Origin of the sequence: Pseudofulvimonas gallinarii, assembly GCF_004343305.1 — a bacterium.
In the GTDB taxonomy this organism is placed as follows: Bacteria; Pseudomonadota; Gammaproteobacteria; order Xanthomonadales; family UBA2363; genus Pseudofulvimonas; species Pseudofulvimonas gallinarii.
In genome coordinates this window covers 59,307-81,337 of record NZ_SMAF01000013.1, presented here as the reverse complement: position 1 = coordinate 81,337, position 22,031 = coordinate 59,307, and the positions used below count along the sequence as shown (strand labels likewise).

Genomic DNA, 22,031 nt, shown 5'->3' with positions numbered 1-22,031 from the left:
GTCACCGAGCAGCTGCGGCCGCGGTTCCCGAAGGCTGCCGAGCTGATGGACCGGGCCGAACACGACGTGTTGGCCCACATGACGTTCCCGAGGGAGCACCGCGCCAAGCTGCATTCCACCAACCCGCTGGAACGACTCAACGGCGAGATCAAGCGGCGGACGGAGGTGGTCGGCATCTTCCCCAACGAAGCGGCGATCTACCGCCTGGTCGGGGCGCTGCTGCTCGAACAAACCGATGAATGGACCATACAGCGCCGCTACCTGACGCTGGAAACCTTGGCCACCATCGGCGACACTTCCACCGTCAACTTGCCAGCCGTGGCCAGTTGACCAAAGCCGACGCCCATGTCGGCGCGATGACGACTGTTACACCACGGATTGGGACACGATCATCGGGAAGATCGGCGAGTAGCCCAGCATGCCGTTCGCTGCCGCGCAGGCAGCTCAGAAAACCCGGAACTGGCCATACGGCTTCCCTGTCCCGCGCACAATGCCGGGCGAGCGGGGCGTTACGGCTGCCGGAAACGAAAGAAGGCCCGCATTTCTGCGGGCCTTCGAATGCTGGCTCCCGAGGTCAGGCTCGAACTGACGACCCCCTGATTAACAGTCAGGTGCTCTAACCGGCTGAGCTACTCGGGAACGGTCAGGCGCGAAATTGTGCCGACAACTTCGTGGTTTGGCAAGAGGTCGGGACGGCTTTCGCGTCGATGAAGGTTTTCTTCATCAAAGGGGTTGACGGGTGGTGGGCGCTTCCCCATAATTCGCCGCCTCGCGCCCGTAGCTCAGCTGGATAGAGTACCAGGCTACGAACTTGGTGGTCGGAGGTTCGAATCCTTCCGGGCGCGCCATACGAAGAACGAAGGCCAGTCGAAAGACTGGCCTTCGTTTTTTTTCGGCTGCAGGATTTCGCCCCAGGAATTTCGTTGCTTCAGTTTGCCGATCGCGTGTCGACCGCGCTTGCGCAGGCGTGTGCTCCGCGATCATGCGTGCGGCGTCTTCGCCGTCGTCCTGGCAGCCAGTGCGGTGTCTGCGGGAAGGTGGCGCCGTGCGCCTCCTGGCGCCCGCCGACTGGCTCCGGGACGGCCTTCGCGCTAAGGTTCCGCTTCTGTCCATCGCCATAGCCACGATCTATGAACTGGTTGTCGAAACTCATGCCTTCGCGGATCCGCACCGAGACCAATGGTCCGCGTCGCGGTGTCAAGGAGGGCGTGTGGGAGAAGTGCGAAGGTTGCGGCACGGCGCTGTACCTGCCGGAGCTGGAGCGCAACCTCCATGTCTGCCCGAAGTGCGACCATCACCGGCCGATCCGCGCGCGTGCGCGCCTGGAAGCCTTCTTCGATGCCGGTAGCACCGTCGAGATCGCCGCCGGTCTGGAACCGGATGATCCGCTGCGTTTCCGCGATGGCAAGAAGTACAAGGACCGCCTGGTCGCCGCACAGAAAAATGTAGGCGAGAAGGATGCCCTGGTCGCGATGCGCGGCATGCTGCATGGCCGGCCGCTTGCGGCCTGTGCGTTCGAGTTCGCCTTCATGGGCGGTTCCATGGGCTCTGTCGTCGGCGAACGCTTCGCGCGTGCCGGCGAAGTGGCGCTCGAAGAGCGCATTCCACTGGTCTGCTTTTCGGCCACCGGCGGCGCACGCATGCACGAAGGCCTGTTCTCGCTCATGCAGATGGCGAAGACCTCGGCGGTGATCGCGAAGATGCGCGAAGCGGGCCTGCCCTACATTTCGGTGATGACCCATCCGACGACCGGCGGTGTTTCCGCGTCGCTGGCGATGCTGGGTGACATCAACCTGGCCGAGCCGAAGGCGCTGATCGGCTTCGCCGGTCCGCGTGTGATTGCGCAGACCGTGCGCGAGACCCTGCCGGAAGGCTTCCAGCGCAGCGAATTCCTGCTCGAGCATGGCGCCATCGACCAGATCGTCGATCGCCGCCGCATGCGCGACCGCGTCGCGCAGTTGCTCGCACTGCTGCAGGGCCAGCCGGCGCCACTGTCGAACGCTGCCTGAGCGGCCGTTCCTACCCACTGATTACCGATCCGACGGAACCCCAAGATGTCCCAGGAAATGCCAGACCGCCTGAGCAGCGACCCGCGCAGCCCGTTCCACGACGCCGACCTTCTCGAGCGCGGCGTCGGCATCCGTTTCAATGGCGCCGAGCGCCAGGACGTGGAGGAGTACTGCGTCAGCGAAGGCTGGATCCGCGTCACCTTCGGCAAGTCGCTGGACCGCCGCGGTCGTCCGATGACGATCAAGCTCAAGGGCGACGTCGAGCCTTTCCTGCTCGAGCAGTCCTGAGTCCCGCCAAACGCCCCGATCCGCGGCGTTCAGCGCCCATGGACCTCGAGCAGTGGCTGGCGCGCCTGGAGCGCGCGCACCCGCGCGGCATCGACATGGGACTGGAGCGCGTTGGCGCCGTCTGGAAGGCGCTGGGCGCGCCGCGGCCGGCGACCCGCGTCATCACCGTCGCGGGCACCAATGGCAAGGGTTCGACGGTCGCGTTCATCGAGGCGGCTGCGCGCGCTTGCGGGCTGCGCGTCGGTGCCTACACCTCGCCGCACCTGCTGCGCTACAACGAGCGCATCCGCATCGACGGCACCGATGCCGGTGATGCCGGCATCGTCGCCGCCTTCGAGCGCATCGAAGCCGCCCGCGACGGAATCAGCCTGACCTACTTCGAAACCGGCACCCTTGCGGCGCTGCTGCTGATGGCCGAGGCCGGCCTCGATCTTGCCGTACTGGAAGTCGGCCTGGGTGGTCGCCTGGATGCCGTGAACATCATCGACGCGGATGTCGCGGTCGTCACCACGGTCGCGCTCGACCACCAGGACTGGCTGGGCGACACCCGCGACCTGATCGCGCGAGAAAAGGCAGCGGTGGCACGCAAGGGCCGCCCACTGGTGGTGGGCGAGCGCGAGGCGGTGCCGGCACTGGTCGAGACCGCCGCCGCGATCGGCGCGCGCATCCTCAGGCTGGGCGTCGATTTCGATGTGCTCCCGGCGTCAGCGGAACAGGGCGAAACCGCGCAGTTCCTTTCCGCGCCACTGGCTGGCGACGCTGCCATTCCATTGCCGGCATTGCCGCTGTCCGCACCGGTCCAGCACGACAATGCCGCGACCGCGCTGGCCGCCTTGCTCGCACTCGACGCCGACGCGGGCGGCCTGGGCACCCTGGAAGCGCGCCGCGCCGCGGCTGGCCTGGCGCAGGCGCGATTGCGTGGCCGGCTGCAGCGTGTCGCCCGCGACCCGGATGTGCTGGTGGACGTCGGCCACAACCCGCAGGCGGCGCAGGTGCTGGCGCACTGGCTGGGTGCCCAGGGGGATGGCCCGGCCACCGATGCGGTGTACGCGGGCCTTGCGGACAAGGACATCGCCGGCGTCGTGTCCGCCCTTCGACCGTATGTGCGCCATTGGCATCTTGCCGGCCTGCCGGAGGGTGGCCCGCGCGCGCTGTCCGTGGAAGCGTTGGCCGGACGCGTGTCCGGGCCGCTGTCCGGCGCCCGTATATCCACCCACGACGACGTCGCCGCTGCGCTGGAATCGGCACGCGGCGGCGCCGGGAAACAGGGCAGGGTGCTGGTGTTCGGCTCGTTCCTGACCGTCACCGCAGCCATGAAGGCGCTGGGCGCCGACGCCTGAACCGTGTGCCCGCGGTCACGTCCGGTGTGCTGGCGCGCGCGGTGACGCATCAGCGGGCGCGGTTATACTGGCGAACATGGAGCAGACCCTGAAGAAGCGCCTGATCGGCGCCAGCATCCTGATCATCGCCGCGGCGATCTTCCTCCCGATGTTCCTGGCCGGGCCGCCGCCGGGACAACAGGCTGGGCAGACGCTGTCCCTGGATCTGCCGCCGCCACCCGACCGTGACATGTCGGAGGTCCGCCTGCCGCTCGGTACCAGTGCCGGCGACAGCGTCGATCCGTCGGCCATCGTTGCCGTCGAAGTGCCGCCCCGGGGCCAGGTCGATGCCGCGCCGGAAGAAGATGTCCAGCCGGCGCCGACACCGGCACCGGCCTCGGCGCCGAGGCCTGCCTCACCTGCAGCGACCGCGCCAGCGACTGCCGCCAGTACGCCCGCGCCGGCATCCGCGCCTGCAAGGCAGCAGGCGCCCGCCGCCAGCGCCGGCGGGCGTTTCTGGGTGGGCCTTGGCAGCTATGGCCAGGCCGCGAATGCCGACCGCGTGGTGAATGCGGCGCGTGGGCGCGGCATCGACGTCGCGCGCGATACGGTCACCCGGGAAGGCCGTGAACTGATCCGCCTGCGTGCCGGGCCATGGTCAACGCGTGCCCAGGCCGAACAGGCCCGGCAACTGCTGATCGCCGCCGTTCCGGACGCGCGACCGACCATCGAGGAAAGCGACAGTACGCCGACCGCCGACGCGCCGGCCACCGCCGTGAGCGGCGCCGGTGCATGGGCGGTGCAGGTCGGTGCATTCAGCACACAGGCCAACGCCAACCAGCTTAGCGAGCGCCTGCGCGGCGCCGGCTACCCGGCGTTCGTCGAACGCCGCGGCGAAAGCTGGGCCGTGCGCGTGGGTCCCTATGTGCGGCGCACCGAGGCCGAGGCGCAGAAGCAGAAACTGAAGAGCAGCCAGCGTCTCGACGGCATGATCGTCGCCCACTCCGGCTGAGGCGGCGCGCGTGTCCGCACTGAATGGTGCCGACTGGGTGATCGTGGCCATCCTCCTGGTCTCGGTCGTCATCGGCCTGTGGCGCGGATTCATCCGCGAGGTGCTGTCGCTGATCGTCTGGATCGCGGCGGTCACGGCGGCGATCCTTTTCGGTGCCGACGTCGCGGCGTTCTACGCCGACTGGATCAACGTGCCATCGGTGCGCGTCGCCCTCGGCTACGCCACCGTGTTCCTGCTGGTCTTCGTCGTTTTCGCACTGCTGTCGTGGCTGGTGACGCGACTGCTGCGCGGCGGCGGCCTCAGCGGCACGGACCGCATGCTGGGGCTGGGTTTCGGACTGCTGCGCGGCGGCCTGCTGGTGGCGGTACTGGTCCTTCTGCTCGGGTATACACCGATGCCGCGTGACCCGTGGTGGCAGGAATCGCAGCTGATCCCTCGTTTCGAGCCGCTGGCAGGATGGGTTCGCGAGCAGCTGCCGGATACGCTGGCATCGCTGCAGGCGCTGTCGCCACCGGAGCAGCTGCCGGTGAAGCTGGAAGCGAAGCCGAAGCCGGAACCGCCCGAACGCGCGGCGCCTGCCGCCACGCCCACCCACGAACACCGGTCGGCCGGTGGTTTCTGAATCCCCCGGAGCGCAAGCATCATGTGCGGAATCATTGGAATCGTCGGCAAGTCGGATGTCGCGGCCGCCCTCTATGACGGCCTGACCGTCCTCCAGCATCGCGGCCAGGACGCCGCCGGCATCGCCACCGTCGATGGACCGCGCCTGCGCCTGCACAAGGGCAATGGTCTGGTGCGCGATGTGTTCACGCCGCCGGAGATGTCGCGGCTGACCGGTTCCGCCGGCATCGGCCATTGCCGTTATCCGACCGCGGGTGCCGAGAGCGCCGACGAGGCGCAGCCGTTCTACGTCAACTCGCCCTACGGCATCGCGCTGGGGCACAACGGCAACCTGACCAATGCCGAGGAAATCCGGCAGCAGCTGTTCGCGCAGGATCGCCGGCATATCAATACGTCCTCGGACTCCGAGGTGCTGCTCAACGTGTTCGCGCATGAACTGGCGATCCAGGATCGCCTGGACGTCACCCGCGACCAGGTCTTCAAGGCGGTCGCCGGCGTGCATTCGCGCTGTCGCGGTGGCTACGCCGTGGTGGCGCTGGTCCTTGGCCATGGCCTTGTCGCCTTCCGTGATCCGCACGGCATCCGCCCGCTGGTGCTGGGGCAGCGCTGGACCGCGCAGGGCATGGAATACGCGGTGGCGTCGGAAAGTGTGGCGCTGGATATCCTCGGTTTCGAGCTGCTGCGCGAAGTGCGCCCGGGCGAAGCGGTGCTGATCGGTTACGACGGCAGCCTGCACACGCGCCAGTGCGCCGAGGCGATGCCGGCGCCGTGCATCTTCGAGTACGTGTATCTGGCGCGTCCCGATTCGATCATCGAAGGCATCTCGGTGTACCAGGCGCGCGTGCGCATGGGCGAGCGCCTGGCCGAACGCATCCTGCAACTGCGCCCCGACCATGACATCGACGTGGTGATGCCGATCCCGGATACCGCGCGCAGCGCCGCGCTGGTGCTGGCAGCGCGCCTGGATGTTCCCTTCCGGGAAGGCTTCGTCAAGAACCGCTATATCGGACGCACGTTCATCATGCCGGGGCAGGGCGAGCGCGCGAAGTCGGTACGCCGCAAGCTCAATGCCATCACCCAGGAATTCAAGGACAAGGTGGTGCTGCTGGTCGACGACTCGATCGTGCGCGGCACCACGTCGCGACAGATCATCCAGATGGCTCGTGATGCCGGTGCGAAGAAGGTCTATTTCGCCTCCGCCGCGCCGCCGGTCCGCTATCAGAATGTCTATGGCATCGACATGCCGTCGTCGCAGGAACTGATCGCCCACGGTCGCACCAAGAAGCAGGTGCAGACGCTGCTGGGCTGTGACTGGCTGGTCTATCAGAAACTCGGCGACCTGGTGGATGCCGTGCGTGGCGAGCGCGCCGACCTGCCGCGTTTCGATACCTCGTGTTTCAATGGCGAATATGTCACCGGCGTGGAAACCAACTATCTTCGCGAGCTGGAATTGAGCCGCTCCGACGAAGCCAAGGAAGCGCGCCGCCTGTCCGGCTGAGCAGCGAACTTCCACAGGGGACGACGTGCAGATGGAATCCGTGTTCGACGCGGCGTGGCGCTGCCTGATGGCGGCGCAGCCGGCCGAGAAGCTGTCCTTGACGCAGGCCGCTGTCGCGGCCTGGCGCGACGGACGGCTTTCCGTCGAACCGGTAACGACTCCGCCGCAGCGGATCGCGCAACCGGGCCGGCCGGAACGGCCCCGCCTGGTGCCGCCGCGGGAGCTGCCGCAGCGCGGCCTGGGCAGTGCCGAAGGACGCGCGGCGTTGATCCACGCCATCGCACATATCGAATTCAACGCCATCGACCTGGCCTGGGACGCGGTGTACCGCTTCCGCGACATGCCGCGCGCGTTCTATGACGACTGGATCGGCGTCGCCCACGACGAGGCGCGCCACTTCGGCCTGCTCTCGCGCCGGCTGGCCGACTACGGCTGCCTGTACGGCGACTTCGATGCCCACAATGGTCTGTGGGAAATGGCGCTGCGCACCGATGGCGACTGCCTGCTGCGCATGGCGCTGGTGCCGCGCGTCCTCGAAGCGCGCGGCCTGGACGTCACGCCGGGCATGATCGAACGCCTGCGCAGCGTCGGTGATGCCGAAACCGTCGCCGTGCTGGAAGTGATCCTTCGCGAGGAGGTCGCGCATGTCGCCGCCGGCACGCGCTGGTTCCACTGGTGCTGCGCCCGCCAGGGGCTGGAACCGGAATCGCATTTCGAAGCGTTGATGCGCAGCCAGCGCCCGGCGCTGAAGCAACCCTTCAACCGCGACGCCCGCATCGCCGCCGGATTCTCCACCGCCGAACTGGAAGGCCTTGAAAGGATGACCACGGCATGACACGGCGCCGGCTGCTCTACGTCGCGCTGGTCCTGATGGCATGGCTGGTCGTGCTGGCCGTGCTGATGCCCTTGCCGCTGTCTTCGCCGTTCACGCCGGCGAAGGTCGAAACACTGGCGGGGCGCAGCTTCATGCCGGTGATCGGGCAGGCGGCGCAGGGCGAGGGAGGCCTGGACATCCGGTCCATGGATGTCGATGAGGGTGCGCTGCAGGTGCGGCCGCTACGCGGCATTCGAGCCGACGACTTCTCCGTCCTGCGTTACCGCTTCGACGATTTCCCGCGCAACCTTGAACTGGTGCTGGTTTTCCGGACGCGCGAGCAGCCTGGCGACGTACGCACCGTGACCATCCCGACCGTGGTGTCGGGTGTCGGCGCCGTCGACCTGTCCGCCATCGGTGCCTGGCAGGGGGAAGTGGTGGAGCTGGGGTTCGCGCAGTATCCGGGGCCGCAGTCGGTGCCGCCGGCCTCTGCGTTCCGGCCGTTCACGCTGGTGGAAGCGCAACTGTGGTCGCCGTCCTGGCAGGGGGCCTGGGCGGCGCGCATGCAGGACTGGTTCGGCGCCCGCAACTGGGCGCTGCTGTCGCTGAGCGCGCTGGGGCCGGACTCTGCGCTGCCCAAGGGACGCTCACTGGTTGCACCCGTCGTGCTGTGCGCCGCCGCGGCACTGCTGTTGGGCATCCTTGTACTGGGTTGGCGCGGTGCGACCGTGCTCAGGCCGGCGCTGGTGATCGTCGCCCTCGGCTGGCTGCTGCTGGACCTGCGCTGGTTGCACGGTTTCCATGCCCGCCATGCCTCGACGCAGGAGATCTATTCGGGCCTGTCGGCGGAAGAGCGACAGCGTCGCCTGCCCGACCAGGTGCTTTACGACTCGGCGCAGATGGTTCGTCGCGTGCTTGGCCGGGAAGACCGCAACCTGCGCGTGTTCGTCGATGCCGGCTCGGATTTCCAGCGCGCGCGCCTGCTCTACCACCTGCTGCCGATGAATGTCGCACCGGTGAACATGGTGGGGCTCGGTACGGCCGCGCAGCGCGCCGACGCGATCCTCGTGCTCTACAACGTGCAACGCCTGAGCTTCGATGCCGCCAACGGCGTGCTGGTCGGTGGCGGCGAACAGCTGCCGGCCGTCGAGCTGTTCGACCTGGGGCCGTTGCGTGTGTACCGTTTCCTGGGGGCCGGGCGATGAGTGTGATCCTGGCCTGGCTGCTGGCGTTGTCGACCGGCGTGCTCGTCATGCGGGTGTTTTCGGGGCGGCCGCGTTCGCCCTCGGCCTGGCTGGCGACGCTGGGACATGCCGTGCCCTTGGGCCTTCTGGCCTGTGCGGCGGTCGTCGCCTTTCCGGGCGCTTTCGGATGGCGCAACCTGCCCGAGGGGCTGTGGTGGTGGCCGGTCCTGCTGTTGCCGGTCCTGTTGCTGGTGATCGGGTTGGCGCGGGTGCCGGAAACCGTGGCACGGCCTGGGCGTGCGGTCATCGACGACCTCGTTCCGGCGCGCTGGGCCTTGCCGGTCATGGCCGTGCTCCTGTTGCTGATCGCCGTGCGTGCGACCTGGCTCTACCAGGAAGCCTGGCTGCGTCCGCTGTTCGGATGGGACGCGTGGCTGGCGTGGAGCGCCAAGGCCAAGGCCTGGCTGCTCGGTGCCGAAGCCTTGCCGTTCGTGGACGGCCCGCGCTGGCTGGACGTCGCAGATGGCAGCGTCCGCACGTCGCTGGCGCATGACTACCCCGAACTGCTGAGCTGGCTGCAGGTTTGGATGGGTTCGTCGGCGGGTGGCTGGCACGAGCCGGTCATCAACCTGGTCTGGCCGACGTTGTGGCTGGCCCTGCTGGCCGGCTGCTACGGCCAGTGGCGGGCGCTGTCGGTACCGCCCCTGACCGCGGTTGCCGGTGCCTACGTGCTGGCGTCGCTGCCGCTGGCGAATGTCCATGCGGCGCTGCCCGGCTACGCCGACCTCTGGGTGGCCACGCTGTTCGCCTTTGCCGTTCTTGCCACGCTGCGCTGGCGCGAGGAAGGCAACCGCCGGCAGCTGCTGCTCGCGATCCTGCTGGCCGCGCTGCTGCCGGCGATCAAGCTGGAAGGCATGGTCTGGACCGCAGGCGTGCTGGCGCTGATGCTGTGGTTCGGCCTGCGTGGCCGGCGCCTGGTCCTGCGCACGGGAACCGTGCTGGCCTGGGTGGCCGTGCTGCTCGGGGTGTCGTGGTGGTGGCAGCTGCCGTGGCTGCGCCAGACCATCGAACTGTTCTCGCTCGGCCAGGGCGGCAGCGTCAACAATGTCCTGACCGCCACCGGCGCAGGCCTGTTCACGCAATACAACTGGCATCTGCTGTGGTACCTGTTGCCGCTGGTGGTGATCTGGCGTCGACGCGCCATGCTGGCGAATCCCTCCATGGTGGGCGTCGGGCTGCTGCTGGCCGGTGGACTGGGTCTGCTGCTGGTGCTGTTCCTGTGCACGCAAGCCGGTCGATGGGCGGAGAGCTTCACCGCGATCAACCGGCTGGTGCTGCATATCGCGCCGCTGGCGGTCAGCTTCATGGTGCTGTTGATGCGTCGTCGCCAGGCGGCTCCACGGATGGTTGGAACCGGCGCAGCCTGATCTTCTTCGGCGGACGGCCGGGAAGTCGTCCGCATGCTCGATGGGTCCTTGTCGACCGTGGTCGCGGCCATCCCCCTACGCGGTGTGGAGTGTCGTGGTGGCGGCGATGGAATGCCGACCTGTGGCCGCTTCCGGCCGCAGTGCCTCGCGTGTTCGCACGGTCGCCACGCCGGCATCCCGCTGTCGCGGTCGTGTCCTCGCCAGCTTGGGCAGTGCGACGGCCCGGGTCTGGACGCGGCGGGGCCGAGGGCGTGGGGCCGACGGCCCATGATGCTGGCGAAGCCGGCTTCGCCGTTATCGCCGTTATCGCCCTGGCGGTTGCCGTCCGGGGCACGCGAGCGCGAGCCGGGCCCGGAACAAGCCCAGGTCAGGGCTGGCCCAAGACGGGGCGATCGGAGGACGCGTCAGGTACTGCTTTTCACAGTGCGGCGCGGTAGGTCGCCGACAGGGCGCTGGCGACCGCATCGATACCGAAGCGGGTGACGAAACGCTGCCGTCCTGCCGCCGCCATCGCCGCCAGACGCGCGCGATCCTGCGCGAGTTGCGTGATGGCTTCGGCCAGTGCCGCCGGATCCCCGGGCGGCACGATCACACCGGCCTGGTCGCCGACGACCTCGGCCATGCCGCTGCCCTTGACCGCGGTCGCCAGGCAGGCGGTACCGGCGCGCATCGCTTCCAGCAGCACCAGGCCGAAGGCTTCGCTGCGTTCGATCGACGGCAGGCAGAGCAGGTCGGCACTGGCGACGGCACGGTCCAGCGCGGCGTCGTCGAGATGGCCGACGCACTGGACGCGGCCGGCGAGCGCGCGTTCGCTGATCCGCTGCTCGATGGCGCCGCGGCGTTCGCCGTCGCCGACAAGGACCAGCCGCACGTCGTCGGGAACCCGTGCCATGGCGTCGACGAGGTGCTCGATGCCCTTGTAGTAACTGAAACGGCCGACGAACAGCAGGCGCAGGCGGGTTCCGTCGGGCCAAAGTGCTGATTCTTTCAACGCCGTGGCCCGATCCGGCAGGCCCAGCGGATGCACGACCACCTTGTCCTGCCAGCGCCGCAGCGGCTGGCTTGACGCCGCATAGGCGTGGCTGCTGGCGATGATCGTACGGGCGCGGCGGAGCACCGCCGTTTCCAGCGGGCGATAGATCCGGTATAGGGCGCGCAGGCGCCAGTCCAACGCGTCCACGGGAACGTCGGCGTGCCAGTGCACGATCCAGGGCAGCCTGCGCGCCGACGGCAGCATCAGGGCCCAGAACGCGGACGGGTTCGGCAGGTGCAGGTGCAACAGGTCCGGTTTCCAGCGCCCGGTCATGCCTTGCAGGCGCATCGGCCACGAGGGGCTGACCGGCGTGAACGCCGGGGTGGCCAGGACCGGTGTGCGCAGTGCCGGCGAGCGGCCCTGGCGTCGCAGCATCGGTCCGGTGTATCCCGGCTCGGCATGGACCAGTGCGGCACTGGCGACGCCGTGCAGGCGCAGTGCAGGCATGAGTTCGCCGAGGAAACGCTCGATGCCGCCGGGGCAGGGCGGCAGGAACTTGCCCAGATGCAGGACGCGCAGCGGATCGCCGCGCTCAGCCGCCGTCGCTGTCATGGTCGCGGCGGACCGGGGGCAATCCCTGGCGCGAGCGAAGTTCGGCCAGTTCCTGTTCAAGGATGGCCAGCTTCTGGCTCAACCGGCGCACGGTGCGCTCCTGTCGTGAACGCTCCAGGTCGGAGACCAGGCTCTTGATCAGCAGCGCCGCGATCGCCAGCAGGCACAGCAGGATGGGCGGGTAATAGATGCCGACCGCCTGTCCGACCCAGTCGATGCTGGCCGGAACGATCGCGACGATGATGATGAGCACGGCCAGCAGCAGCCAGCCGAGCGCGTAGGGCCCGTGCAGGTGGTCGCGCCGGACCAGGAACAGGATGGTCCCGGCCAGGCTCAACCCGACGACGAGGCTGAGGATCGACAGCGTCATGACGGCGCTCCGGCCGGCAGGCGGCGCTTGATGCGTGCCAGGCACAGCACGGTGGTGTGGATCATGTATCGGCTGACCTGGAACCAGTTGGAGAACACGCGCGACCGTCCGCACTGGCGCGGCTGCATCGCGACCGGCAGTTCCTCCAGCCTGAGGCCCTGTCCGGAGAGCAGCAGCAGCACGCCGATGTCCTGGTAATCCAGCAGGCTGGCTTCCGGCCGGGCCAGCAGCGAGATGGCCGACTCGCCGTAGGCGCGCAGCCCGGAGGTGACGTCGATCACGCGCAGGCGCGTCAGCATCCGGAAATAGGCCCAGGCGATGCGCTTGGCCAGGCTCAGGCGTTGCGGGCAGGTGCCGATGACCACGTCGGAAACAGCCAGGCGTTCACGCAACCGGGGCAGGGCTTCCGGCGGATGCTGGCCGTCGGCATCCAGCGTCAGCACCTGCGTGTAGCCCTGCCGCCAGGCCCAGCGCAGCCCGGTCTGGATCGCACCCCACGCGCCCAGTCGCGTCGGCAGCACCAGGACTTCGGCGCCGGCGGCGCGTGCGCGATCGGCGGTGTCGTCTTTCGAGGCGTCGGATACCACCAGGATCGGGCAATCGATCGCCGCCCGCGTGCATGCCACCACCTCCGCGATGGTCGCGGACTCGTTGAGGGCTGGAATGACGATCAGGCAGGTCGGGCGCACACGGCAGGAGGAAAGTGGCAAGCGGTCGATTGTCCCGGCCCGCTTGCCGAAGTGTCAAACCGGAGGAAGGCCCGTCGGCCGGCCAGGCCGGCGGGCGCGGGGTGGCGGGTGCGGGCAAGCCCGCCGTCTCGAACACGGCCGGTCGGGGCGCTATCCGGTCGCCGTGGGGCATCGGCTGGCTTCCGCCGGGCCGGTACGGGCGCGGCCGCCCTGGTTGACGATGATCGCGCGGCCCTGTCGCCAGCCACGTCCGTCACACAGCGTGACCGTGATCGGATTGCCGAAGGCGCTGCCATCGCTTCGGTAGACCATCAGGGGTCGCCCCACCGTGGCACGGCCCATCACGCCGGCGGGCAGTGGGCCGTGGCCGGCGGTGACGCGCTCGCCCGGATCCAGCGTCCGGTTGCGGTTGTGGTCGTCGTAGACCAGCCAGCCGTACTGCCAGTCCAGTCCCCCGCTGCAGCGGCGGCCGTCGAGGCTGGGACAGACGATGACCTGGGTGACCTCCGATACGGCGCGCATCCGTGCGTGCTGGAAAGCGGCAATCAGGCTGTGGCTGGCCGAGCGCATCCGCGAGTTCGCCTGCATGTCGCGGAAGCCGGGAATGCTGGCGCCGGCGAGGATGGCTGCAACAGCCAGGGTCGTGACCATTTCCACCAGGCTGAGGCCGCGCTGGCGGGGCGGTTGGGAAAGCGGGGCGTGCGGTGTCGTGTCCATGCGGTCATGGTCCGTCACCGCTGTTCAGGCGTCGTCGGCATGTTGCCGTCCCATGTGTAGGAAAATCCCGGCAATGAGCATTGAACATTCCGACCGGTTCCAGCTTGTCTCGCCCTACCAGCCGGCGGGCGACCAGCCCGAGGCCATCCGGCGCATGGTCGAGGGCTTCCAGGCCGGACTGGCGCACCAGACGCTGCTGGGGGTGACCGGATCCGGCAAGACCTTCAGCATCGCCAACGTCATCCAGGCGGTGCAGCGCCCGACGCTGGTCATGGCGCACAACAAGACGCTGGCGGCGCAGCTGTACGGCGAGTTCAAGGCGTTCTTCCCGCACAACGCTGTCGAGTATTTCGTCAGCTACTACGACTATTACCAGCCGGAAGCCTACGTGCCGTCCTCCGATACCTATATCGAGAAGGACAGCAGCATCAACGAACACATCGAGCAGATGCGCCTGTCGGCGACCAAGGCGCTGCTGAGCCGCCGCGACGCCATCATCGTCGCCACCGTGTCGGCGATCTACGGACTTGGCAATCCGGAGGAGTACTACAAGATGGTCCTGCACATGGTGCGCGGCGAACGCATCGAGCAGCGGGACCTGATCCGCCGGTTGACCGAACTGCAGTACACCCGTGGCGACCACGAGCTGCGCCGCGCGACCTATCGCGTCCGGGGCGAGGTGATCGACGTGTTCCCGGCGGAGAACGACGAGGAGGCGCTGCGCATCGAGCTGTTCGATGGCGAGATCGAGAACCTGGCGCTGTTCGATCCGCTCACCGGCGAGGTGAAGCGGCGCATTCCGCGCTACACCATCTATCCGAAGTCGCATTACGTCACCAGCCGGCAGACCGTGCTGCAGGCCGTGGAAACGATCAAGGTCGAGCTGGCGGACCGCCTGAAGGAACTGACCGACCAGGGCAAGTTGCTGGAAGCCCAGCGTCTCGGCCAGCGCACGCAGTTCGACCTGGAGATGATGGCCGAGATCGGCTACTGCAACGGCATCGAGAACTACTCGCGGCACCTCACCGGACAGCAGCCGGGCGAGCCGCCGCCGACCCTTTTTGACTACCTGCCGGCCGATGCCCTGCTGGTCGTCGACGAGTCGCATGTGACCATTCCGCAGATCGGCGCGATGTACAAGGGCGACCGCGCGCGCAAGGAAACGCTGGTCAACTTCGGCTTCCGGCTGCCTTCGGCGCTGGACAACCGGCCGTTGCGCTTCGACGAATTCGAACGCCGCGCACCGCGCACGATCTACGTCTCCGCCACGCCGTCACGCTACGAACTGGAACACTCCGGCGATGCGGTGATCGAGCAGGTGGTTCGTCCCACCGGCCTGGTCGATCCCGAGGTCGAGGTCCGTCCGGTCGGGACGCAGGTGGACGACCTGCTGGGCGAGATCAAGCTGCGCGTCGCCGAGGGCGACCGCGTGCTGGTGACGACGCTGACCAAGCGCATGGCGGAAAACCTCACCGAGTACCTGGCCGAGAACGGCCAGCGCGTGCGCTACCTGCATTCGGACATCGATACGGTCGAGCGCATGGAAATCCTGCGCGACCTGAGGCTTGGCACCTTCGACGTGCTGGTCGGCATCAACCTTCTTCGCGAAGGCCTGGACATGCCCGAGGTGTCGCTGGTGGCGATCCTCGACGCCGACAAGGAAGGCTTCCTGCGCTCCAGTGGTTCGTTGATCCAGACCATCGGCCGTGCCGCCCGCAACGTCCGCGGCAAGGCGATCCTGTATGCGGACAGCATCACCCGCTCGATGCGCCTGGCTTTGGATGAAACCGAGCGTCGTCGCGCCAGGCAGATCGCCTTCAATGCCGAACACGGCATCACGCCGAAGTCGGTTCGCAGGGAAATCGCCGACATCATGGAAGGCGCGCGTGACGACACGCGGGCCGGCAAGACCGGCAAGCACGTCAAGCGCTTCGGGACGGCGGTGGCGGAACCGGTCACCGATTACGCCGCCATGGAGCCGCAACAGCTGTCCGCACGACTGAAGAAGCTGGAAGCGCAGATGTTCAAGCATGCGCAGGACCTGGAATTCGAACAGGCCGCGCGCGTCCGCGACGAGATCCAGAAGCTCAAGGCGGCCAGTCTGATCGGTTGAGCCGGTCGGGCATTGGCCACCATCGTGGATGCTTTATCCGGATACGGATGCGATCGTGCCGGGTTGAAAAGTAGACCGGCGGCTGGGCCGTGCCGCAGCCGCCGGTCCTGGCATGGGAGGGTCAGCCTTCGCCGCGCTCGAAGTGGCCATCAAAGATCCTGTCGGCAACGGGGATCTTTCCACAGCGTGGCGGCAGGTTGCGTCGGGTCCAGGCGGTCGGGTAATCGTCCGTCACCGTGTAGTCCACGACGTAGAGCGTGTGCTCATAGCCGGTGTTGGACCGCTCGGTCAGCTTGAACGCATAGGGTCGGACGTTGTAGGCGCACGCCCCAGCCAGGCTCTGGTCGGTGAAGCCGGCCATGGCGCCGCCCATCTCCAGCTCCGAGGTCCAGAAGGTCGTCGAGGAGTGTTCCTCCGTGACACCGCTGGTGTATTCATAGGCGCCGCCGGTGGTGATCGACGCGAATGGCAGGCCCGTGGTCAGTTCGAACTCGGCACCCGCGCGCAGCGAGCTTTCGAAACTGGTGTCAGTGCCGATGATGTCGGTGGTAGCCTCGCTGAGGTTCCAGCTGTGCGAGCCGCTGCCGCCCAGGGTTTCCAGACCCCAGACATTCCACGTTGCCAGGGGAGCATGGTTCGTGCATCGGGTCAGGAAGGTGCTGTCTTCCGTCCAGACCGGATCGCCGCCAGTGTCGCGGCCCGTCCACAGCATGTAGCCGCGCACCTCGATCTGGCGGAAGCGGGAAATCACCGGATCCCAGACCTTGGCGTAGAACAGGCCGTCGCCCTGGGTCGGGTCGCACACCGCCGCTGGATAGACAGGCGGGTCGCGGTGCACGTCGCCGAACACCTGGATCAGGCCAAGGTCCAGGGCAACCGGATCCGGTCCCGGATGCTGGAGACGGATGTAGCGGAAGCGCATCGGATCGCCGGGTTGGGCGCCATCCGGCCCCGCCGTGTGGTGGCGCGTCCAGATGTTCCAGCGGTCATAGACCATCTCCATGACGTTCTCGGGCTGGAAGACCCGCACATCGGGACCGGACGGAATCCCGTTCGCCGGCATTGGCGTCGTCGATGCGTAGACACGGAACCCGCGCAGGCCCGCGGCGAGCTCGCCGTTCGCCGGGAACACGCGGATGTTGGTGACGTCGTGTACCCCGCCCAGGTCGATCTCGACGTAGGGTTGAACCCGGGTCGTCGATTTCACCGGCGTGCTGAAATGACCATCCGTTGCATTTTCCGCGCCGGCTCCGGGCAGGAAGCTGGCATTACTGGAAACGGGACGGAACAGGGCGATGTTCGCCCAGTCGCGGTTCAGCGGCGTCCATGACGGCGGCGGATTGCCATTGTTGACCTGCGCCCATTCGAGCGGAAGGTGGCGGTCCCAGTGCCCCGGGTCGCTGGCGCTGATGGAACCGGTGGCCCCATTCATGACAATGCGTTCGCAAATGCGCAGCATGCTGTCGGGATCGACACCGGCGTTCGCCTGCCGGACGTCATAGAGGTAGCAGTTGAAACGGTTCGTCTCGGTGACCAGCAGGCCGTCGCCCTGTTCCTGCGAATGCGCCTGCGACAGGGCATGGGCGTTCTCGCTGCCGACCATCGCACCGTGGGCGGCCTGGACGTTGTAGCCGGCCGTGGCCTTGATGTTGGCCCCCAGGCCGAGGGGCTCCACGCCCAGATTGATACCGACGTAGGCGGAAACGTCGTGCGAGGTGAAGGTGCCGTACCGGCTTTCGACCGAGCTGCCGCCACCGGTGGTGCGTCCGATGCTGGCCGAGCGCGACGCGCCGTCCTGCAGGCGTTCGAAGTGGGGCGGAATCCAGATCAGATTGCGCGCCTGTGTTTCTTCGACGCGGCGACAGTCGGTGCCCACTTCCGCAAAGACCGAATCGCCGTCCAGATCCGCTCCGAGTGCGAAGACCTTGTGCACGCCACTGTTGGAGTACGTGCCACTGGCGTATTCGAAGCGGTGCTCGCCTTGCAGGACCAGTCCCAGGCTGTTGTCGTTCTGCAGGTTCCAGATCGAGTGCACCATGCCGGAGGGGCTGAAGCTGGTCTGGTCATAACTGGCCACCGACATGATCTCGGGGATGCCGTCGCGGTTCATGTCATCGACCGACACATGGACATGGTTGAACCGGGACGAATTGTTCTCGTCCCGCGCGTACGTCGCCCGGTACACGGGATCCCTCTGGATCTGGAACAGCAGCTGTTCCGGATCGAGTTCACCACCACCTTCATTGGCGTCGGCGTCGATGTTGATCGTCAACTCCTTGTAAGAGTAGGAATTGGTTCCGTTCCAGTCCTGCTGGATGTTGAGCCTCACGGTGCGCGCGCCATTGCTCTGGAATGTGTGCACCGGATTGATGTCGTCGGACGAATTGCCGTCGCCGAATGTCCAGCGGCTGCCCCCGTAATAGGGGAACGGGCCCGGTCCACCACCCACGGAGATGTCCGTAAACCGGACGGACCTTCCGCTGCGCCAGTACCGGAACGCCGCCGTCAACTGGTAGTCGACCTTGTAGACACTGGTGTCGAGGAAGTGCGTGTCCTGGCGGACCACGTCATGGGTGAATACGATTTCGGCCTTCGGGTCATGGTCGACGTTGCCCACGGCGACAGCCCAGTCTCCCCAGGTCGAATGCTGGGTGCGGACGATATGGCTGTAGTCGTAGTCCACGTGGGCCGGTGCACCGGCCGGGCGCGCCATTTCGATGCCGGTGATGTCGCCATTGGCGTTGCGGACGTACCGGAAGTGGTGGACCCGCTGTCCAACTACGTTGCCATCGGATCCCTGCGGCAGGTACTCCATATGGATGACCAGCTCCGCCGCCGCGCTTCCCGCCACGTCGCCGGCATCCACCGTCATCTTGCGGATGCCGGTATTGCTGATGGTGTCGTCGCCGTTGCTGTGGCCGAAGATGTTGCTGACAGGCGTGGTGAACGTCTGCACCTCAAGGTCGGGGCTGCCGTCCTGCGCCTGCAGGAAATGGTAATTGAGCTTGCGGTTCAGGCCGTTTCCGCCATGGTCGGTTTCCGTGACCAGGACGATCTGGTCACGCCCCTTGAGCAGGAAGTCGCCGACGGCGATTCCCACCTGGCCCACTTGTGAGGTTGGCGGCACGAAGGTCCATACCCGCCATCCGCCTGGCTCAAGACCGCCGTCGGCGCGGCCCGGTGCAACGGAAATGCGGACATGGTTGTTGTTGCGCATGCGCGTCATCATCACCAGGTCCCGGATGCCGTCGTCGTGGCCGAGGACGTTTCCGGTGGCGAACTCGAACTGGTTGGAAAACTGGGTCTGGCCTCCACTGAAGGTACCCAGTTCATTGGCAAATGCCAGGTCGATCTGGTTCGAGTCGGGACTGGTGCGCTGGAACTGGCCGATCCGGACCATCGAGTGGTTGCTGCCGGCAGGCCAGCCGGCGGCGACCCAGACCTCGTCAGTGCCGTCGCCATTGAGGTCGGTCCGCAGGGCATGCATCAGGTCGGTGCCGGCGAAGTGCGGGACGGTCCAGATCGTGTCCATGACCGGGAAGGGTGGCGCATCGTTGTTGCCGGGGGGGCGCTCCAGGGCCCATTCGCGGAGCCGGCCCAGGTCCCCGTTGGCGGCGCCCTGGTTGTACGGCACCAGCGTCACCATCTCGGCGTCGCGACCCAGGGTGAGCTGGTAGCCGAAGGGGGTTCCGTCACAGGGAATGTCGGCGCTGGGCGCGAAGGGCGGCAGCGACTTGGCCGGGTCCTGTAGCCCGGCGGCGGCAAGCACCGGGCACAGGAAGCCGGCGAACAGCGTGGCCAGCTTCCGCGCAAGCTCTGGCCGGGTGCGTTGCGGAGTCTGTCCGTTGCGCGGCTGGGCCGGCCGGACCGGTGTTCGTATTGATAACTGGCGGATGGTCATGGTGGTGGTCCCCGTGGTGCTGACAGTGATGTCCGAGAAGGAGGTGTGCCCCTCAACCACGGAAAGCGCGAGACCTGGAAAAAAACTATCAGTCCATCCGGCGCGGGCCTGGCGCCCGGAAAACTTCTGGACAGCGAAGGCCGATGCGCAGACCGCGGACAGGTGATCCGGCGCATCACACGCGCTGATCGATGCCTGCCGGAAAAAGAAAAAGGCCGGTCGCCCATGCGGAGGTGCGACCGGCCAAATGCCGACGGGGGGGTCGACGAGGAGTTGGCGGCAGTTTGTCCGCCTGGGGTCTCGCCGGTTGCGACAATCGGGCTTGCCGGCGTGACAGCGGCTTTTCGGCCGCGGTGTTGGTTTACGGGTCCATCAGGAAGTCACCGCCCCAGCGCCTGCGAGGGCTCGCCAGGAGGGGGCCGCACGGCGCAGGGAACGATCGACCCATGCACGGGCAGCGGGTCCGGCAGTTGGATACGCCGATCTTCCATTGCGGCGTTGGGGGACGCACCCGCCCGCACCACGGGAGCGGCGGCCGTGTTTTTCATCCCGGCAGCCTTCGTCTTTCCGGGTAAACGCATTCGAAGGCGTGATCTGTCGTCTCTTCTGTACGGGTTTCCACAGCGTGCGCTGGCTGGAAACAATCGAGGCGACATGACGCGCCTCATGCCGGGGTTGCCGCGCGGCGTTGGCATCCGGATGTCGATGCCGGCAGCGCGCCCCATCGCTTCGGGGTGCCCCGCGCGGCGCCAGGCTGTCTTGAGGCGGTGGCTGGGGATTCAATGGAACTCGAAGGACCCGACGAAAATCACATCGAAAACACCGCCCGGCCACTTCGGCGTCAAGGCGACAAGTCCACAGATGTCGCCACCGAGGCCGGGTTCTCCGGTGGCCACAACATAGTAGGCGCCTGGCGGGAGGCTGCCGTCGATAAACATGGGTTCACCGGGCAATGCCACCGCGACCGGTTCGCTGCTCGTGCTGCAGGGTGCTGGCACCAACAGGAATACGGCTGGGAAGTCCGCGTCAACCGAGATGGTGCCGTTGCCCATTCCCGCGCTGATCGTGAACGCGTACACGACATCACGATGGGGGATCCACAGCGATCCCAATACCGGGAGTGAATTGGTGGCCAGGCAGGTATTCGCGTGGTTCACCCCTTCCGTCAGGAGCAGGGGTGCTTCGCATGTCTGTGCGGCAGCGGACCAGGTGAACATGGTGCTGGATGCCGCGACGAACATTGCAGGCAGCGCCAGCGCGTACTGGCGTGGAATGACTCGGCACATCTCCATTCTCCATTGGCGGGGGGAATGAACGCCTGTCTGAAGCGCCGGCACTTCGTCGAGTGCTGACGGGGCCGCGCCGACGGGGTTCATTCCATCCTTCGCCAGAACGGGCCTGAATGTGCCAACCGCTTGCCGCGTTCAGCATCCCACCGGTGTCGGCGTCGTTCCGCAGACGTCGAGGGTCAGCAACACGTCTTCCTGCGAGCTGCGGAAGATCACGTCGTTGTTGACCAGCAGTACCGGGGTGGCCGGATAGCCGACCACGCCGACGTCGGGATTCACGCGGAACCGGACCGGGTGGGTGCCCGGGTGCGGGATCGTCGACACGAGCGGAATCAGGATTTCCAGGAAGAAGCCACGGTGCATGCCCCAGGAGCCGCCACCAAAGCCGCCATTGGGTGCGCTGATGCGTAAGCCCTCCAGACCGGGAGGGAAGAACTGCGGGCAACCGTAGTCGGGATCCAGGCCAAGGTTGTGAAGGCGGGGTGCGGGATTGCTCTGGCTGGCCGGCAGGACGGCGAAGCAGAATGCGGGGTCGTTTGCCGACGTCGCGGTCTGCACGCCGGGCGGCAGGATGAGCTCGAGGCCGACCGCGCTGCCCGTGCACGGATTGCCCGGATGGCTCATGACCAGGTGGACGTAGAACACCTCGCCGACCGCCGGGGTTAGATTCGGCGGCCGCAGGGTGTAGCCGGCGTAGGCCTGCGTGCGGACTTCAAGGATGGGCGGACTGGTCAGGCAGGCGAAGTTCTGCCCGATACTGGAGATCAGGCCGTTCCACCAGGGCAGCACGATGAAGGGTTCGGCGGGGAAGCCGCGGGGCTCGACGGTGTAGGCGCGGGCGGTCGGCGCGCACAGGGCGACGGCGAGCAGGGCGGCAAGGATACGCAGGCTCATGGCTCCTCCGGATTCCGATGGCGGCCGGAATGGCCGCTCAAACCGTCACTACGGAGTCGCTCCGGCGAAGCTATCGCGCCGCCGGCACGGAAAAAAACGCAGCGGTGCCCGGAAACGAAACAGGCCCGCACATGGCGGGCCTGGTCGTGTGTCCTGGTGGGCGCGACAGGGATCGAACCTGTGACCCCTACCATGTCAAGGTAGTGCTCTACCGCTGAGCTACGCGCCCGTTCGGGGGCGCGAACTATAGCAATGCCCCGGACCGGAGGGCAAGCACAACTTTCATCCGGTGGCCCGGTGC

At 67.2% G+C, this 22,031-nt stretch carries 18 protein-coding genes and 3 tRNA genes; 12 read left to right on the top strand and 9 right to left on the bottom strand.

Going from position 1 to position 22,031, the window contains the following annotated elements:
• A partial coding sequence (locus EDC25_RS09795; protein WP_207905711.1) for a transposase occupies positions 1-330 on the top strand: 330 nt, incomplete at its 5' end.
• Positions 331-562: 232 nt separating this feature from the next.
• On the opposite strand, the gene EDC25_RS09790 is transcribed toward EDC25_RS09795, so the two are convergent.
• Positions 563-639 (bottom strand) — tRNA-Asn (locus EDC25_RS09790).
• A gap of 132 nt (positions 640-771) precedes the next feature.
• On the opposite strand from EDC25_RS09790, the gene EDC25_RS09785 reads away from it, so the two are divergent.
• The 10 genes from EDC25_RS09785 (at position 772) to EDC25_RS09740 (ending at position 10,172) form a co-directional block, all read left to right on the top strand.
• A tRNA-Arg gene (locus tag EDC25_RS09785) sits at positions 772-848 on the top strand.
• 282 nt (positions 849-1,130) lie between these two features.
• Positions 1,131-2,009, top strand: a complete 879-nt coding sequence (gene accD / locus EDC25_RS09780; RefSeq protein ID WP_123521062.1) for an acetyl-CoA carboxylase, carboxyltransferase subunit beta — start codon at positions 1,131-1,133, stop codon at positions 2,007-2,009.
• A gap of 45 nt (positions 2,010-2,054) precedes the next feature.
• A complete protein-coding gene (locus EDC25_RS09775; RefSeq protein ID WP_123521063.1) occupies positions 2,055-2,297 on the top strand; it encodes a DUF3297 family protein in 243 nt (80 codons plus the stop codon).
• A gap of 38 nt (positions 2,298-2,335) precedes the next feature.
• Entirely contained in the window at positions 2,336-3,637 is a 1,302-nt protein-coding gene (folC, locus tag EDC25_RS09770) for a bifunctional tetrahydrofolate synthase/dihydrofolate synthase (RefSeq protein WP_123521064.1), read from the top strand.
• A 76-nt stretch (positions 3,638-3,713) separates the two neighbouring features.
• The gene (locus tag EDC25_RS09765; protein ID WP_123521065.1) at positions 3,714-4,628 is read left to right on the top strand and encodes an SPOR domain-containing protein; all 915 of its coding nucleotides are present in this window, start codon (positions 3,714-3,716) and stop codon (positions 4,626-4,628) included.
• A gap of 10 nt (positions 4,629-4,638) precedes the next feature.
• Positions 4,639-5,250: a CvpA family protein gene (locus EDC25_RS09760; protein ID WP_123521066.1), complete on the top strand. Its 612-nt coding sequence runs from the start codon at positions 4,639-4,641 to the stop codon at positions 5,248-5,250.
• A gap of 21 nt (positions 5,251-5,271) precedes the next feature.
• Positions 5,272-6,747 carry an amidophosphoribosyltransferase gene (purF, locus tag EDC25_RS09755; RefSeq protein WP_123521067.1) on the top strand — a complete coding sequence of 492 codons (1,476 nt, stop codon included), beginning with the start codon at positions 5,272-5,274 and terminating at the stop codon, positions 6,745-6,747.
• Between the two features lie 31 nt (positions 6,748-6,778).
• Positions 6,779-7,582, top strand: a complete 804-nt coding sequence (locus tag EDC25_RS09750; protein WP_123521068.1) for a ferritin-like domain-containing protein — start codon at positions 6,779-6,781, stop codon at positions 7,580-7,582.
• Positions 7,579-8,766 (top strand): hypothetical protein, encoded by a 1,188-nt coding sequence (locus EDC25_RS09745; RefSeq protein WP_123521069.1) that lies wholly within the window; start codon positions 7,579-7,581, stop codon positions 8,764-8,766. The genes EDC25_RS09750 and EDC25_RS09745 overlap by 4 nt, the downstream gene beginning before the upstream one ends.
• Positions 8,763-10,172, top strand: a complete 1,410-nt coding sequence (locus tag EDC25_RS09740; RefSeq protein ID WP_123521070.1) for a hypothetical protein — start codon at positions 8,763-8,765, stop codon at positions 10,170-10,172. The genes EDC25_RS09745 and EDC25_RS09740 overlap by 4 nt, the downstream gene beginning before the upstream one ends.
• A gap of 418 nt (positions 10,173-10,590) precedes the next feature.
• Here the strand turns inward: EDC25_RS09740 and EDC25_RS09735 are convergent, their stop codons facing one another.
• The 4 genes from EDC25_RS09735 to EDC25_RS09720 all read right to left on the bottom strand — a co-directional run bounded on the left by EDC25_RS09735 (position 10,591) and on the right by EDC25_RS09720 (position 13,533).
• Positions 10,591-11,757, bottom strand: a complete 1,167-nt coding sequence (locus EDC25_RS09735) for a glycosyltransferase (RefSeq protein ID WP_205984870.1) — start codon at positions 11,755-11,757, stop codon at positions 10,591-10,593.
• Positions 11,738-12,127, bottom strand: coding sequence for a DUF2304 domain-containing protein (locus tag EDC25_RS09730; RefSeq protein WP_123521071.1), 390 nt, complete (start codon positions 12,125-12,127; stop codon positions 11,738-11,740). Before EDC25_RS09730 ends, EDC25_RS09735 begins: the two co-directional genes overlap by 20 nt.
• Complete coding sequence (locus tag EDC25_RS09725) at positions 12,124-12,837, bottom strand: glycosyltransferase family 2 protein (RefSeq protein WP_240639581.1); 714 nt, start codon at positions 12,835-12,837, stop codon at positions 12,124-12,126. The genes EDC25_RS09730 and EDC25_RS09725 overlap by 4 nt, the downstream gene beginning before the upstream one ends.
• A 129-nt stretch (positions 12,838-12,966) precedes the next feature.
• Complete coding sequence (locus EDC25_RS09720; protein ID WP_132577447.1) at positions 12,967-13,533, bottom strand: GspH/FimT family pseudopilin; 567 nt, start codon at positions 13,531-13,533, stop codon at positions 12,967-12,969.
• 73 nt (positions 13,534-13,606) lie between these two features.
• Between EDC25_RS09720 and uvrB the strand changes: the two genes are divergently transcribed.
• The gene (gene uvrB, locus EDC25_RS09715; protein WP_123521073.1) at positions 13,607-15,646 is read left to right on the top strand and encodes an excinuclease ABC subunit UvrB; all 2,040 of its coding nucleotides are present in this window, start codon (positions 13,607-13,609) and stop codon (positions 15,644-15,646) included.
• 121 nt (positions 15,647-15,767) lie between these two features.
• Here uvrB and EDC25_RS09710 read toward each other — a convergent pair whose 3' ends face one another.
• The 4 genes from EDC25_RS09710 to EDC25_RS09695 form a co-directional block, all read right to left on the bottom strand.
• A complete protein-coding gene (locus EDC25_RS09710; protein ID WP_132577446.1) occupies positions 15,768-19,547 on the bottom strand; it encodes a PKD domain-containing protein in 3,780 nt (1,259 codons plus the stop codon).
• Between the two features lie 779 nt (positions 19,548-20,326).
• Complete coding sequence (locus tag EDC25_RS09705) at positions 20,327-20,833, bottom strand: hypothetical protein (RefSeq protein ID WP_132577445.1); 507 nt, start codon at positions 20,831-20,833, stop codon at positions 20,327-20,329.
• Between the two features lie 138 nt (positions 20,834-20,971).
• Positions 20,972-21,730, bottom strand: a complete 759-nt coding sequence (locus EDC25_RS09700) for a hypothetical protein (protein ID WP_123521076.1) — start codon at positions 21,728-21,730, stop codon at positions 20,972-20,974.
• Positions 21,731-21,884: 154 nt separating this feature from the next.
• Positions 21,885-21,959 (bottom strand) — tRNA-Val (locus EDC25_RS09695).
• Positions 21,960-22,031: the final 72 nt, after the last annotated feature.

Bases quoted from the DNA above. Each gene is read 5' to 3' on its own strand.
- purF (WP_123521067.1), top strand. From the start codon at position 5,272: ATGTGCGGAATCATTGGAATCGTCGGCAAGTCGGATGTCGCGGCCGCC.
- EDC25_RS09705 (WP_132577445.1), bottom strand. From the start codon at position 20,833: ATGTGCCGAGTCATTCCACGCCAGTACGCGCTGGCGCTGCCTGCAATG.
- EDC25_RS09765 (WP_123521065.1), top strand. From the start codon at position 3,714: ATGGAGCAGACCCTGAAGAAGCGCCTGATCGGCGCCAGCATCCTGATC.
- folC (WP_123521064.1), top strand. From the start codon at position 2,336: ATGGACCTCGAGCAGTGGCTGGCGCGCCTGGAGCGCGCGCACCCGCGC.
- uvrB (WP_123521073.1), top strand. From the start codon at position 13,607: ATGAGCATTGAACATTCCGACCGGTTCCAGCTTGTCTCGCCCTACCAG.
- EDC25_RS09735 (WP_205984870.1), bottom strand. From the start codon at position 11,757: ATGACAGCGACGGCGGCTGAGCGCGGCGATCCGCTGCGCGTCCTGCAT.
- EDC25_RS09720 (WP_132577447.1), bottom strand. From the start codon at position 13,533: ATGGACACGACACCGCACGCCCCGCTTTCCCAACCGCCCCGCCAGCGC.
- EDC25_RS09710 (WP_132577446.1), bottom strand. From the start codon at position 19,547: ATGACCATCCGCCAGTTATCAATACGAACACCGGTCCGGCCGGCCCAG.
- accD (WP_123521062.1), top strand. From the start codon at position 1,131: ATGAACTGGTTGTCGAAACTCATGCCTTCGCGGATCCGCACCGAGACC.
- EDC25_RS09775 (WP_123521063.1), top strand. From the start codon at position 2,055: ATGTCCCAGGAAATGCCAGACCGCCTGAGCAGCGACCCGCGCAGCCCG.
- EDC25_RS09740 (WP_123521070.1), top strand. From the start codon at position 8,763: ATGAGTGTGATCCTGGCCTGGCTGCTGGCGTTGTCGACCGGCGTGCTC.
- EDC25_RS09745 (WP_123521069.1), top strand. From the start codon at position 7,579: ATGACACGGCGCCGGCTGCTCTACGTCGCGCTGGTCCTGATGGCATGG.
- EDC25_RS09730 (WP_123521071.1), bottom strand. From the start codon at position 12,127: ATGACGCTGTCGATCCTCAGCCTCGTCGTCGGGTTGAGCCTGGCCGGG.
- EDC25_RS09700 (WP_123521076.1), bottom strand. From the start codon at position 21,730: ATGAGCCTGCGTATCCTTGCCGCCCTGCTCGCCGTCGCCCTGTGCGCG.
- EDC25_RS09750 (WP_123521068.1), top strand. From the start codon at position 6,779: ATGGAATCCGTGTTCGACGCGGCGTGGCGCTGCCTGATGGCGGCGCAG.